General features: G+C 70.0%; 13 protein-coding genes and 2 riboswitches. Of the genes, 3 read left to right on the plus strand and 10 right to left on the minus strand.

Annotated features, from left to right (window positions below; all coding sequences use genetic code 11):
• Positions 1–20: 20 nt before the first annotated feature.
• The 4 genes from DMC61_RS10075 to DMC61_RS10090 all read right to left on the minus strand — a co-directional run bounded on the left by DMC61_RS10075 (position 21) and on the right by DMC61_RS10090 (position 3090).
• Positions 21–1253 carry a sodium:proton exchanger gene (locus tag DMC61_RS10075; RefSeq protein ID WP_125688688.1) on the minus strand — a complete coding sequence of 411 codons (1233 nt, stop codon included), beginning with the start codon at positions 1251–1253 and terminating at the stop codon, positions 21–23.
• Between the two features lie 181 nt (positions 1254–1434).
• Entirely contained in the window at positions 1435–1731 is a 297-nt protein-coding gene (locus tag DMC61_RS10080) for a hypothetical protein (protein WP_016335539.1), read from the minus strand.
• Positions 1732–1846: 115 nt separating this feature from the next.
• Complete coding sequence (locus DMC61_RS10085; protein WP_199749971.1) at positions 1847–2425, minus strand: hypothetical protein; 579 nt, start codon at positions 2423–2425, stop codon at positions 1847–1849.
• A gap of 101 nt (positions 2426–2526) precedes the next feature.
• A complete protein-coding gene (locus DMC61_RS10090; protein WP_233594747.1) occupies positions 2527–3090 on the minus strand; it encodes a TetR/AcrR family transcriptional regulator in 564 nt (187 codons plus the stop codon).
• A gap of 108 nt (positions 3091–3198) precedes the next feature.
• Here DMC61_RS10090 and DMC61_RS10095 point away from each other — a divergent pair, with 108 nt between their 5' ends.
• Positions 3199–3807 carry an SRPBCC family protein gene (locus DMC61_RS10095; protein ID WP_125688692.1) on the plus strand — a complete coding sequence of 203 codons (609 nt, stop codon included), beginning with the start codon at positions 3199–3201 and terminating at the stop codon, positions 3805–3807.
• A gap of 26 nt (positions 3808–3833) precedes the next feature.
• The gene (locus DMC61_RS10100) at positions 3834–4193 is read left to right on the plus strand and encodes a hypothetical protein (protein WP_043848231.1); all 360 of its coding nucleotides are present in this window, start codon (positions 3834–3836) and stop codon (positions 4191–4193) included.
• On the opposite strand, the gene DMC61_RS10105 is transcribed toward DMC61_RS10100, so the two are convergent.
• Genes DMC61_RS10105 through DMC61_RS10130 form a run of 6 tightly spaced genes read right to left on the minus strand, consistent with a single transcriptional unit; the run spans position 4123 to position 11626 of the window.
• On the minus strand, positions 4123–5004 hold the full coding sequence (locus DMC61_RS10105; protein WP_016335543.1) for an ECF transporter S component: 882 nt from the start codon (positions 5002–5004) through the stop codon (positions 4123–4125). The two genes, DMC61_RS10100 and DMC61_RS10105, sit on opposite strands and share 71 nt — an antisense overlap.
• Positions 5001–6596, minus strand: a complete 1596-nt coding sequence (locus DMC61_RS10110) for an ABC transporter ATP-binding protein (protein ID WP_125688694.1) — start codon at positions 6594–6596, stop codon at positions 5001–5003. Before DMC61_RS10110 ends, DMC61_RS10105 begins: the two co-directional genes overlap by 4 nt.
• Positions 6593–7705 (minus strand): energy-coupling factor transporter transmembrane component T, encoded by a 1113-nt coding sequence (locus DMC61_RS10115; protein ID WP_125688696.1) that lies wholly within the window; start codon positions 7703–7705, stop codon positions 6593–6595. Before DMC61_RS10115 ends, DMC61_RS10110 begins: the two co-directional genes overlap by 4 nt.
• Positions 7705–8628: an ABC transporter substrate-binding protein gene (locus DMC61_RS10120; protein WP_125688698.1), complete on the minus strand. Its 924-nt coding sequence runs from the start codon at positions 8626–8628 to the stop codon at positions 7705–7707. The genes DMC61_RS10115 and DMC61_RS10120 overlap by 1 nt, the downstream gene beginning before the upstream one ends.
• Complete coding sequence (locus DMC61_RS10125; RefSeq protein WP_125688700.1) at positions 8625–9185, minus strand: flagellar hook-length control protein FliK; 561 nt, start codon at positions 9183–9185, stop codon at positions 8625–8627. The genes DMC61_RS10120 and DMC61_RS10125 overlap by 4 nt, the downstream gene beginning before the upstream one ends.
• Entirely contained in the window at positions 9182–11626 is a 2445-nt protein-coding gene (locus DMC61_RS10130; RefSeq protein ID WP_125688702.1) for a hypothetical protein, read from the minus strand. Before DMC61_RS10130 ends, DMC61_RS10125 begins: the two co-directional genes overlap by 4 nt.
• Positions 11627–11715: 89 nt before the next feature.
• A riboswitch (cobalamin riboswitch) is annotated at positions 11716–11783 on the minus strand.
• A 93-nt stretch (positions 11784–11876) separates the two neighbouring features.
• Positions 11877–12026: riboswitch (cobalamin riboswitch) on the plus strand.
• 31 nt (positions 12027–12057) lie between these two features.
• On the opposite strand from DMC61_RS10130, the gene DMC61_RS10135 reads away from it, so the two are divergent.
• The gene (locus DMC61_RS10135) at positions 12058–13065 is read left to right on the plus strand and encodes a prenyltransferase/squalene oxidase repeat-containing protein (protein WP_233594748.1); all 1008 of its coding nucleotides are present in this window, start codon (positions 12058–12060) and stop codon (positions 13063–13065) included.
• Positions 13066–13317 lie beyond the last annotated feature (252 nt).

The following is a 13317-nucleotide window of genomic DNA, read 5'->3' on the forward strand; positions in this document are numbered from 1 at the left end:
ACCGGCGGAAACCTCCGCCCTCAGAACGAAATCCGCTCCTCGCGACTACTCCCGGAGGCATAGGGTGCGCGGCGGAACGGGGCGGTCAGGGTCGGCAGGAGATGGCGGCGGTTGCGGATCAGGGCGGCGAACGCGATGAGCGCGTAGACCCCGCAAAGGACATAGCGCGCGGTCTGGCCGGGCAACGCGAACTGCACCGCGAACAGGCCGAGCAGCGTCCAGGCGGCCCAGCGCGGGAAACGCAAGGCGAGCAGCGCGGCGACGCCCAGCAGAGTCTGGGTCGCGGTGAGGAGGAATTCCTCGATCTGACGGCCGTCCAGGCGGAGTGCCGCTCCCCCACCGCCGAGGACATAGGCGATCGGCAGGCTGCCGACGAGCAACGTCCATTGGTTGACCTTGCTGGAAAGCAGGGTGCCGAGCGCCGCGTCGCCCTTGCCCCGCAGCGCGAAGAGGATCGCCACGATGAACTCCGGCGCCTCCGACGCCAGCGGCGCAAGCCACTGCACAAGCAGGAACCGGTCGGCGCCCAGTTCCGTCCCGACGGCGATCAGGTTGTGCGCGAACGGTTCCGCACTGGCGAGGATCACCACGGCCGCGAACACGAACAGCGTGGCCACGAGGGTCCGGCGGGATCGCCGGGGCAGCGCGCCCAGTGCGGCGGCCGGACCGACGAGTTCGGGTTCACCGGGTTCGGCGCGGGAGACCTTCCAGAGGTAGAACACGAAGAAACCGAGCAACGCGAAGCCGAGGACCAGCGAGATCTGCCCGGTTCCGGGGATGACGAACGCGACGATCGAGGCGATCGCGAGGAAGCCGAGCTCGATCCGGTACGGCGCGTCGAGGATCAGCTCGCGGACGGTGGCGCCACGGCGTTTCTTCGCGACGGCGAGCGCGACCAGCACGACGGCGGACCAGCCCAGGCCGAGCAGCAGCCGGTTGGAGCCGGTCATGTTAGCCGCGGCGTAGGCAACGTACTCGGGGTTCGAGCCCGCCGTGTAGGCGAAGTACAGGTCCACCGCGTACTCGGGAAGGACCGCGATGACGGCCAGCACGGCGATCGCGAGGCCGCCGGAGATGTCCACCTGCGCGGCTTCGGCCGCCCAGGCGAGCAGGAACGACGCCGCCACGACCGCGAGGCCGAACAGCAGCAGCCCGGCAAGCGCACCCGGATCGGTGCCGGTGAAGCGCAGGAGAAGGGCGGGCACGGTGAGCCCGGCACACAGGCCGACGGGCCTCAGTCGGTTGACGATCACCGACCGAGCGTCGCGGCCGTGGACGGGTTACCACAACCGTTTCCTCATCCACCCGACCGGCGACAATCCCCTTGCGGGACAAGGAAAAACGAAGATCGTCCTGCCGAAAACCGGACGTCGTCCCACCGGAGAAATGACGAACTCCCCGGTATCCGCGGGATACCGGGGAGTCCGGGGGCGGTCAGCCCCGGGCGTTCGGGTCGATCACGTCGCCCGCCAGTCCGGTGGCGGCGTCACCGAGCGCACCGGTGGAGTCGACGACGCCCTGACCGGCCGCGGTGGCCGAGTCGACGGCGTCCTGGCCTGCCGTGGTGGCGCTCTCGGCGAGGCCCTGACCGGTCTCGGCCAGCCCGCCGGTCGCCTGGGTGACCTGGTCGGCGGCGCCGGAAAGGTCGACACCGGTCAGCTCGCTGACCTTGTCGCCCGCGCCGCCCAGCAGTTCGGCGGCCTTTTCCTTGAGCGAGTCGAACAGGCTCATCAGGGGTACTCCTCGGATCGGTCTTGCGAAGGCGGCTGAAGGTTCACCGTACAGGACAAATCGGGCACGGTGTGCGATGGCCGTCGCTCCGGACAGGTGAAATGCCGAGGAGTGTTCAGAGACAGGGCGGCCGGTAGCGGTCGATCGAGAGGCCGCGGAAGTCGAGTTCGTTCGGCGTTTTGCCGACGAAGACCAGGCCCCGCGCCTCGGTGAGCGCCGAAGCGAAGGAGTAGCCGGGCGTACCCAGTTCGGGCAGCGTCGTCCAGGCGCCGGGCTTGAAGCTGAAGAACTTCTTCACCCTCTTCCCGCCGGTCGACGGCACCTTCGTGAGCCACTTGTCCCCGCCGCTCCAATGCGAGGCGGGACGCAGCTGGACGTACAGGTCGTCGGTCGCGCTGTAGGTCATCCAGAAACCGGCGGATTTCGAGAGATCCGCCTGCGCCTCGAACTGATTCCCCAGCCAGACGACGACAACGTGCCATTCGGCGTTCAGGAAGGTCACCTTGGCCGCGTAACCGCCGCGTTCGCGGACGAGCAGGCTGCCGGTCGGCGGCAGCGTGGTGCCCTCACCGGAGGCGAGCCACTGCTGCAATCGGTCGATCGACGGGGTGGCGCATTCACAGCCGTGCCCGCCGGACGCGTTCGCGACGGCACCGGGGCCGATCAGCGAAGCCAGGAGCATCGACGAGAGCACCGCGAGCGTACGAATCCTGGATCCTCCGCGCATTCCGGGAAGTTAGCACGGCGAACGCGAAAACCGCCGTACAGCGCCGAAAGCGGCCACTGATGCACCGCTCAGCGGGAACCGTCCTTTATGGACAAAGAGTCGACCTCGGCGGCGAACAGCAGGGCGGGGTTGAACCCCATGCCGGCGAAATGCCCGGCGAGCTCCAGCGAGAGAACGCCGTGAACGCGGGTCCAGAAGGTGACGGCACGATGGAGCGCCCGGCCGTCATCCGGCTCCGCCGCGTACGCCCGGAGCAACACGGCCATGATTTCGTCCGAGATCTTCGTGGTGTCGCCAGGTGCGTGATAGCCGGGGATCGGCGTCCCATAGACGAACAGGTATCGCTGCGGGTCCGCCAAAGCCCATTCCCTGATCGCATAGGCGACTTCAGTCACCCTGACTGCCGTCTGAACGGCATCGGCGAGGCTTCGATACGCGTCGCGGACGAGGTCCGTGATCAGGTCGTCGCGACCGGGGAAGTACCGATACAGCGCGGGGCCGCTCATGCCGACGTGCTTGGCGATCGCATTGAGGGACAGCGCGGACAACCCCGTCGTGGCCAGCTGCTCCCAGGCGTGCCGCTTGATCTCCCCGCGCACTTGGGACCGGTACCGCTCCCGCGAGGTCTCCACCAGCCACTCCCTCCCGTTCAGTTAGAGGCTATCACTTTCCCTATTGACACTCACCTCGTCGCAGTTATAGCTTCTAACAATCGCAATCACAGCTAACGAGGAGTCCTCATGAAGTCGCTCTACCGCACCGCCGCGCTCGCCCTCCCGCTGGCGATCGGCCTGCTGGGTGGTGCGGTGGCACCCGCACACGCCACCACCGCGTCCCCCGCCCCGCTTTCGTGCCAAGGCAAGACGATCGACACGAAGGCCCCGATCCACTACCGGACCGAGGCCTTGATCAAGGCCCCGCTGAGCAAGATCTGGCGCCTGCAGACCGACGTCGGACGCTGGCCGTCCTGGCAGGAGCCGGTGCTGAGCAGCGAACGCCTGGACCACGGCCCGCTCCGGAAGAACTCCCGGTTCCACTGGACCACCCCGGCGCCTGCCACGGCGACGACCCCGGCCACCACGCTGTCGATCACCTCGACCGTCCACCAGATCCAGCGTGGCGAATGCCTCCGCTGGAGCGGGCCCGCGGTCGGCGAGGGCCTCGGCATCGACAACGGGATCCACGTCTGGAACTTCACCGAGGTCAAGGGCGGCGTGCTCGTCCGCACCGAAGAGAACTGGTCCGGCGCCCAGGTGGAGGCCGACGTGCCCACCGCGACCAAATTCCTCGGCTGGGGCCTCGAAGCCTGGCTGAAGGACCTCAAGGCGACCGCCGAATCCCACTGCTGACCGCACTTCACACCTCGGAGGAACCGATGTCCACCCAGACGCTCGACCGCGAAACCACCGTCCGCCGCGCTTCGCGTACCGTCATCGTCTCGGCCTGGGCCGTGCCGATCATGGTCGCCGGCCAGTTCGCGATGCTCGCGATCGTCCCGGTCGCGCTCGTCCTGATCGGCACTTTGCGCGACGCCCGGCTCAGAACGCTCCGCTGGGGCGCGATCGCTCTCACCGCGGCCTACGCCACTCCCCTGGCGCTGTGGGCGATCGGCCCCGAACGGGCGCAGAGCCTGTCCAAGGACATGCATCCCGTCTTCGCCGCGATCATCGTGGCCGCGGGAGTGGCGTTCGCCGTGTCCTTCCACGTCCTGCGCCGGAAGCGGGCTCATCGGTGAACGAGGGGATCACGCCGTAGGAAGCCTTCCGCGAAGCCCGGCGCAACGTCGCGAGCACGGCGGGCCCCAGCACCAGGATCGCCACCGTGTTGGTGATCGCCCGGCCGGTGTCCCAGCCCGCCGTCGACGTCAGCAGGGTGAACACGGCGAAGCGGTGCAGGTTCTCCAGCAGCGGGGCGCCGGGCACGTAGGAGATGTGCCCGTCGTGGTACGGCACTTCGGCGTCGGTGATGAACGGCCAGAACCACAGGTTCATCAGGAATCCGAAGACGTACGCGACGAAGATCCCGTACGCCACCAGCATCGCGATCTCCGCCTTGCCGGTGACACGGCGGGGCAGCAGCCCGGCGCCCATCCCGATCCACGCCGAGCACATCATCTGGAACGGCAGCCACGGCCCCACCCCGGCGGTCAGCAGCGCCGAAGCGAACATCGACGTGCAGCCCAGCACGAAACCGAAGCCGGGGCCGAGCACCCGCCCGGCCAGCACCAGCAGGAAGAACACGGTCTCGATGCCCGCGGTCCCCGCGCCGAGGGGCCGCAGGGCGGCGTTCACCGCGGAGAGCACGCCGAGCATCGCGAGGGCCTTGGAATCCATGCCCCCTTCGGACATCTCGGCCAGCACGATGACGATCAGGATCGGCAGGATCCCGATGAACACGAACGGAGCGTCCGGGCCGTGCTGCATCGATTGCGGCTCGACGCGGACGAGCAGCGGCCAGACGAACATCATCAGCCCCGCCAGCGACGCGAGGCCGAGCACCGTCGCCGAGCGGGGGCCGAGCCGGACCGCCGGGGCCGCCGTGGTCACGGGACCTCCTGCGGAAGCGCCGCCCGGACCTCTTCGACGGTGAGCCAGGGCTCGCCGAGGATCTTCGCGATCTGCGTGGCGAACGCCGGGGAGCCGCCGAGTACCTCACCGGTCGGGCCGTCCGAGACGACCTCGCCTTCCGCCATCACGAGTACCCGGTCCGCGATCGTCGCGACGAACTCGACGTCGTGGGTGGCCACGACGATCGCCTTGCCCTCGGCCGTCAGCGAAGCGATCATCCGTGCCAGCGCCGCCTTCGCGGTGTAGTCGAGGCCGCGGGTGGGTTCGTCCAGCAGCATGATCCGCGGGGCGGCCGACAACTGGACCGCGAGCACGAGCGCGAGGCGTTGACCCTCCGAAAGATCACGGGGATGCGACGCCGGATCGATGCCCGGAGCGAGCCTGTCGAGCAGTTCCCGGCACTTCCCCGGCTCCGCGTCCGATTCCGCGTCGGCGGCGTCGCATTCGGCGGCGACAGTCTGCAGGTACAGCAGGTCGCTCGCGGTCTGCGGCACCATCCCGACCAGGGCACGGGCCGCGGCACTGCTCAGCGTCTTCGGGTCCTTGCCCTCGACGGTGACCTTGCCACCGTGGCGGGGGCCGGAACCCTGCACCGCCCACAGCAGCGACGACTTGCCGGAACCGTTGCGCCCCATCATCGCCAGCACCTCGCCGGCGCGCAGGGTCAGGTCGACCTCCCGCACCGCCACCTTCGGCCCGTACCGCACGACGACGCCGGACGCGGCCAGCAGTTCTTCGCCAACGGCCGTGTTCCGTGCGGGCGGCTTCCCCAGCGTCAGCGAAGAAGCGCGCCGCCGGGCATCACGGACCGACATCGGCAGCGGATCCCAGGCCGCCAACCGTCCCAAGTGGACGATCGGCGGCGCGATGGGCATGTCCTTCAGCACCTCCGGCGGCGTTCCGTCGATCACTTCCCCGGTGCCCGGGACGTGGATCATCCGGTCCGCGAACGGGATCACGCGTTCCATCCGGTGCTCGGCCATCAGCACCGTGGTGCCGAGGTCTTCCACCAGCCTGGCCAGCGTCGCGAGCACCTCCTCGGCCGCGGTCGGGTCCAGCGCCGACGTCGGTTCGTCCAGCACGAGCACCTTGGGATGCGTGGTGAGCACCGCGCCGATCGCCACCCGTTGCTGCTGCCCGCCGGACAGCGTCCGCAGCGCGCGCCTGCGCAGTTCCGCGATGCCGAGGAGGTCGAGGGTCTCCTCCACCCGGCGGCGCATCACCTGCGGACTCAGGCCTAGCTGCTCCATGCCGTACGCGAGCTCGTCCTCCACCGTGTCGGTGACGAAGCCCGCGAGCGGATCCTGGCCGACGACGCCGACCAGATGCGCGAACTCGCGCGGCGGCCGGGACCGCGTCGTCACGCCGTCGACGGACACCGTGCCTTCGAGGTGACCACCGGTGAAATGCGGGACGAGACCGTTGATCGTGCCGAGCAGCGTCGACTTGCCCGCCCCCGTCCGGCCCGCGAACAGCACGAGCTCGCCTTCACCGATGGACAGCGTCACGTCGGACAGCACCGGTTCGGCGCGGCCGTGATAGGTGAAGGAAACGTGGTCCAGTTCGATCATGCCCGGGCTTCTTCTTCCAGTGCGGCGTAAGGCGGTTCGGGGGCGGGGGTGAGAAACGCGGGCAGCACGCCGATCAGCACCCCGAGCAACGGCACCCACGACAGCGACGGCCAGGACAGGCCGATCAGCGACGGGTTCATGTTCATCGGGTTCACCTCCGACGTCGTGAACAGGACGGCCGCGACGGCCATCCCGCTGAGGGCGACGACGATTTCCGGCGGTTGCCAGCGATCCGGCCGGTAACGGGTGCGCCGGACCCGCTTGCCCGCCGACCAGAACCCGATCAGACCGATGACGACCCCCGCGGAAAGCACCGGTGCGGCCAGGTATCGGGGCGTCGAACCGTCCAAAGTGGCGTAAACACCGACGCAGACGCCGAGCAGCCCGATGATCATCAGCGTTCCGGTGATCAGCCTGGCCCGCGCTTCGACCGCTCCCACGCGGCCGTAGCCGCGTGAGTCCATCGACGCGGCCAGCTGCAGCGAGCGGGAAAGCGCGTCCTCCAGCACCGGGATGAGGATGGTGTGCAGGGCCTTCACCTTCTTCTTCCCCGAACCGCCGCGCAGCCTGCGGGCCCGCCGGACCCGCAGCACGCTCTCGGCGAGCTGCGGGAACACCGACAGCGCGACGATCACCGCCGTGCCCACCTCGTACAGCGCCGGCGGCATCGCCTTGAGCAGCCGTTTCGGGTTCGCGAGCGCGTTGGCCGCGCCGAGACAGATCACCATCGTCGCCAGCCGCATCCCGTCGTAGAGCCCGCCCAGCAACGATTCCGCGGAGACGTCGCCGAAGAGCCGGATGCCCGCCGCCCATTCCGGCAGCGGGATCTCGGGCAGCCGCAGGATGATCGTGGATCCCTCCGCTCCGCCGAAAACGACGCGGAAGAACACGCGGATCGCGACGATGAACGCGCCGAGGTACAGGTAGAGCCGGAACGCCAGCGCCCACGGCGCCTCGCTCCGGCGGGCCACGACGACGTACCCCGCGACGGCCACGATGGTCAGCAGCAGCCACGGGTTCGTCGTGCGGGTCGCGGCGACGGCGAGTCCGAGCGCCCACACCCACCACGCGGCCGGATGCAGATCGCGCGGCAGGAAGTACGACGTCATCAGATTCCTTGTGCGCGTTTGCGTCTGCGTGCCATCAGGAATCCGGCCACGCACAGCGCGAGCACCGCGGCGCCCGCCGCCCAGGGCGCCCAGCCCGCCGCCCCGGACTCGCGTTCGATGACCGCGTTGACGTCTTCGGCGTTCTCGCCGCCGGTGAACGCGACGTTCAACGACGGGTCCTGCGCCTTCGGCCGCGCCGAAGCGCTCGGACGCGGCTTGGGCGGCGGCAGCGCGCCGGAACTCGGGCCCGCGGCCGGAACCTCTCCGGCCCCTGTCGTCGGCTGAGGTCCGTCGGCCTGCTGTCCGTTCCCCGACGGCGGTCGCTGCTGCCGCCCACCGGGGTCCCCGGTGACCGGCTTCGCCTCCTCGCGGGGCACACAGGGCTGGCTCTCGGTACCCGGCCGTACGGCGGAGACCCGCGGGACCGGGTTGCTCTGGGTGGTGGCGTTCAGGGAGAACGACCAGCCCTCGAAACCGCCCGGGATGAAGTCACGGTTCTTGACGCCCCACTGGCTGTAGTCCCAGGCGCAGTTGTTCGAGGCGTGCCAGTAGGACCAGTAGGCCTGTGCCGGTGGCGTGTCGACGCACGGCTCGCGGTAGTCACCGCGGCCTGTGATGGGGACGTTCTCGGCCGCGGACGGGCGGTTCTCGACCCGGCAGACGAACGACTCGCCCCAGCGCTGGACCCCGGCGATCTGGAAACCGGCGCCCTTGAGCGCGTCGAGCCCGGTGCCGCGGGTGCTCTGCGGATTGCACCGGACGATGGTGGTGCCGCCGAGCTGCTGGAAATCCACCACCACGGTGACCCCGGTGGCGTCCTTGCAGAACCCGGGATATCCCTTGCCCTGATCGACCGCGTGCGCGGACGGCGCCGTGGCGGCGATCAGGAAGACCGCCGCCACCACCGCAAGGACCCTTTTCACGGGATGGCCGGGTTCCTCGGCGTGACGCCGGGCGGCGGGTTGGTCGTCGCGGACTTGTTCAGCGAGAACGACCAGCCCTCGAACCCACCCGGGACCACGTTGCGGTTGAGCGCGCCCGAGCTGCTGTAGGTCCAGGTGGAACCGGAACCGTCGGCGTGCCAGTAACCCCAGTACGCGCCCGCGGGCGGGGTGGTGACGCACGCTTCCTTGTAGTTCGGGTTGGTCGTCAGCGGGAGCGTCTCCGTCGCCGACGGGCGACCTTCCAGACGGCAGACGAAAGCGAGCCCCCAGCGTGCGGTGCCGGCGACCGCGATCCCCGCGTCCTGCAACGCCTTGATCCCCGTGCGGGCGGTGCCCGGCGTGGCGTTGGGCGAGCAGCGGGTGATCGTCGGCGCGGCGAGCTCCTGGAAGTCGAGCACGACCGTGACCCCGGTGCGCGCGTCGGCGCCGGTGCAGATCCCGTTGTACCCCTTCGTGGTGTCGACCGCGTTCGCGGGTGCGGCGGACAGCCCGATCAGTCCGATGAGGACGGTCGTGACGGCGAGCAGTCTCTTCATGGTGTTACCCCCTTTTTCTTGGTGAAACGGCGAAGGACGAAGACAAGCGCGATCGCGGTGAGCAGGAGCAGCACGGCCAGCCCCGCGAGCCCCCAGACCACCCAGGCCGGCTGGTCGTCGGATTGGGCGGCGGCCAGCACCGGCGTCTCGGTGCCGGTGGTCAGCGGGAGCCGGATCGCGGGTGACAGCGGCGAATCCGCGGCGGTGAGCCAGGACCGGCCCGCGATCCCTTGAGCGGCGGCCGAACTGGTGGGGAGATCGGTCTCGCCGCCGGATGCCTTGGCGAACCCGCCGTCCGCCTGGACGAGCTTGCCCAGCGAGCGCGCGGTTCCGCTCGCGTCGAGCCCGGCGGTCTGCCGCGCGGCGGCGACGGCGGCGCTGAGCGCGACGTCCGTCGCGCCGCCTTCCCCGGTCACCAAACCTTCGGCGGTGGGCCGGACGCCGAGCGCGCCCACCGCGGAGACGAACGCCGACACACGCCGCTCGGTCCAGGCGTCCGGGCGTCTGGTCGGCGGCGCGGTGTCCGTATGCGGACGGGCGACCAGCGCGGTGACCGCGGCGGCCGTCGCGGCGAGATCACCGGAACCGCATTCCGCGGTGTCGAGGTGCTTCGGGAAGGTTCCGTCCGCGCATTGGCGGGAAAGGAGCAGTTCGATCGCGGGGCCGGGATCGGCGGCGGTGGCGAGCACCGCCCAAGCGTGCCGCTCGACCGTCCGATCGGCGTCGGCGAACGATCCGGTGTCGGTGAATTCCCCGTCGGCACCGCGCAGTTTCACCAGATCGGCACGCAACGGACCGGCGGCGTCCGACTTCGAGAATTCGGCGACGAGCACGAGTTTCGCGAGCGGTTCGGCGTACGCCGCCTCGCCCTGCTCGTACGGCGCGCCGTGGGCGTAGGCCTGGACGGATTCCGGCTTCAGAAGGAATTGTGAAGCGCGGGCGACCGAATCCGGCTGCTGGTCCAGCGCCCGCAAGGCCAGCACCACATCGGCGGTGGCGTCGTAGTCGACGTAGGTCTTGCCGTCCTCGGTGACCTCCACGTGGTCGCCGCCGACGAGCCGGTTCGTCAGGTAGGCACCGAGGCGGGCGGCCGGGGTCGCGGCGACGGGGGTGGTGATCGCCGCTACCGTCGATACCCGGGCGCCGGTGGAGGCCCTGGGAGTGACGAATTTCTTGGGTTTCGGAGCAGGCTTGTGCGGCTGCGTCGTCGGGGCCGGGGTTTCCGGGACTCCGGTGGCCGGCGGCACGGTTTCGCCCTTCGCGAGCGCGTAGAAGCCGACCTGCGACAACCCGAGCGAAGCCTGGGCACTCGCGCGGATCCAGGTGTCGGCGCCGCTGATACCGGAGGAGCGGGCGGCTTCGTAGGAAGCCGGGTCGTAGGCGATCGCGCCGAGTTCGCCCGCGAGCTTGTTCCCGGCATCGGCCGCGGCGTTCGCCTGCGCGGATTTGAGGTACCGCACGCCCTTGTCCACCGCCGTGTCCGCGCCGCCGGTGTCGACGAGCGCTTGGACGATCAGGCCGGTGCTGTTGGTGTTCGGCGCCTCGGTGCCGACACCGCCGCCCCAGCCGCCGCCGGGCTTCTGGTTCGCCTTGAGCCAGGAGACGGTCTTGGCGATCGGGGCGTCGAGACCGGCCGCGCCCGCCTTCTTCGCGGCCAGCAGCGCCGAGAGGGCGAGGCCGGTGGCGTCCCCGTCGGTCGGGGAAAGGCCGAGTGGTTTGCCCTCGTCACAGGTCGAGACCTTGCGGCCGTCCGGGGTGACGTGGTCGCCGGTCTCCTTCGTCGGGATGTAGGAGAAGAGGACGCGGAAGTAGCCCTCGGAACACTGCTGGGTCAGCAGTTTGTCGATGGCGAGCCGGTCGTTCGCGCCCGCGGCGGCGAGGCCGATCACCCCGAGCGCCTGGCCGAACATGTTCGCGTTGTTGCTCACCGCGTCGGCGAGCGCGGGATCCTTCGAGTAGTCGCTGATCCGGCCCTTGTCGGGGCCTTTGCGCATGATCGCGCCCTGGGTTTCGGCGACCAGGTCGTAGCCGTCGAAGGCCCGGGGGTTCCGGCCGGAGACCTGGGCGGCGACCAGCGTCTTCGCCACGGCGCCGCCGACGACGATCTTGTCGTAGCCGGCACCGGGAGCGAGCCCGTCCCAGGTGAAGTAGTCGGTGGCGTGGCCCTGGTCGTCGAGGAACTTCACGATCGGCTCGGCCCGCGCGCCCTCGCCCGCGGCGTGCATCGCGAAGAGCACGTCGAGCATCAGGCCGTGGTCGGGCAGCGAGCCGCCGCTGGGGTTGTCGAGCGTGCCGTCCGGCTTCAGCTTCGTCGCGAGCCAGCGGGAATTCGCCTTCGCCGCGCCGGGATCGTTCGCGGCCGTCGCCGTCCCGGCGAGCGGTGCGGCGATCAGGGCGGCACCGACGGCGAACGCCGACGCGGCCAGGTACCCGCGGCGCATGTCTCCTCCTTGCGGCATGGCGGAGGACAGCGCGGGACGCCGCGGTCACCCCTGTTTATCGCGACAGTGGTTCGTTCATCCGCCCGTTCGGTATCCCGGCTTGCCCCTGCGAAGGGCCCACGGTTGCGCGACAGCGCCGGATTTCGACCGGCTTCCCCGTCACGGGCGGCGGTGTTCTGTTGTGGAGCCAGCCGAGGTTAACACCCGTTCACCTCCGGCAGGTACCGCTGACCAGGTCGGTTGCCAGGATCACATCGGCACCCGGCGGTATCCCGCGTTCGACCGGGGTGAGAGTCTTCTCGCGCGGTCGTGGGGGAAGTCCGGTGAGAGTCCGGCGCTGTCCCGCAACGGTGTGCCTTCCAGGCGAGCCCGGTCACCCATGTCGCGCTATGTCACCGACTCCTGTCGTGGAAATGCGGGAAAGGGTTCTCATGAGACGTTTGGTTTACGCTGTCGCCCTGCTGTGCGGCATCGGGCTGGTCGCCGCTCCGCCGGCGGCCGCGGCCACCCACAACAAGGCCGATGCCGCTGCGGGCTGGCTCGCCAGGCAGATGACCGACGGCGAACGGTTCGAGGCCGACTTCGGCGGCCAGAAGTTCCCGGACCAGGGCCTGACGATCGACGCGATCTTCGCGTTCGCCGCGGCCGGGGTGTCGGACACGAACGCGGGCAAGGCGATCGCCTGGCTCGCGAAACCGGAGATCACCACCGCCTACGTCGGCGGCGGCACCGAGTCCTACGCGGGCGCGCACGCCAAACTGATGCTCGCCGCGCAGATCCGGAGCAAGGATCCGGCGTCGTTCGGCGGCGTCGACCTGAAGGCTGGCCTGCTCTCGCTGCTCACGCCGTCCGGCCGGTTCTCCGACCGCTCCGAATACGGCGACTACTCCAACGCCCTCACGCAGTCGCTCGCCCTGCTGGCGCTGGACCGTACGCCCGGCGGCGCCCCGGCTCCGGCCGTGACGTTCCTCGCGGGCACCCAGTGCGCGGACGGCGGTTTCCCGCAGAACTTCGGCGAAGCGACGTGCACGAGCGACGTCGACGCGACCGCGACGGTCGTCCAGGCCTTGCGCGCCGTCGGTGACCCGGTGAACGCCCGCGAGGGCATCTCGTGGCTGGTCACGAAGCAGCACGCGAACGGCGGCTTCGGCTTCGGCACGAACGCGCCCAACGCCAACAGCACCGGCCTCGCCGCGGAAGCGCTGGCCGGTCACCGTCCCGCCGCCGCGGGCAAGGCGCGGGAATTCCTGCGCTCACTGCAGACCGGCTGCGCCGGCGCCGAGCCGGACCGCGGCGCGATCGCCTACGACGCCACCGGTCTGAACCCGACAACCGCCCCGCGCGCGACCGCACAGGCGATCCTGGGCCTGGCCAGGGTTCCGTTGAGCGACCTGCACGGCGGCGGACGTCCGCAGGCGCCGGTACTCGCCTGCCCGTAACGCCACCTCGTGACCAGTAGGGACAGTTCCGACCGTCCCTCTACTGGACGTCTTGCGTGACTGGATGGACGACACACGTGATCAGACGGACGACACGCGTGTCTGGGCGGACGACTCGCGGCGGAGGCTTCGCCGTGGTCGTGTCGTCCATCCGGTCACGCGTGTCGTCCGTCTGATCACACCTGCCGTCCGTTCGATCACGCGAAGCCGCCGTTCGGTACAGGTGGTCGCGAGTGGCGGAAGCCCAGGGCG

Source organism: Amycolatopsis sp. WAC 04169 (assembly GCF_003947535.1).
GTDB lineage: Bacteria > Actinomycetota > Actinomycetes > Mycobacteriales > Pseudonocardiaceae > Amycolatopsis > Amycolatopsis keratiniphila.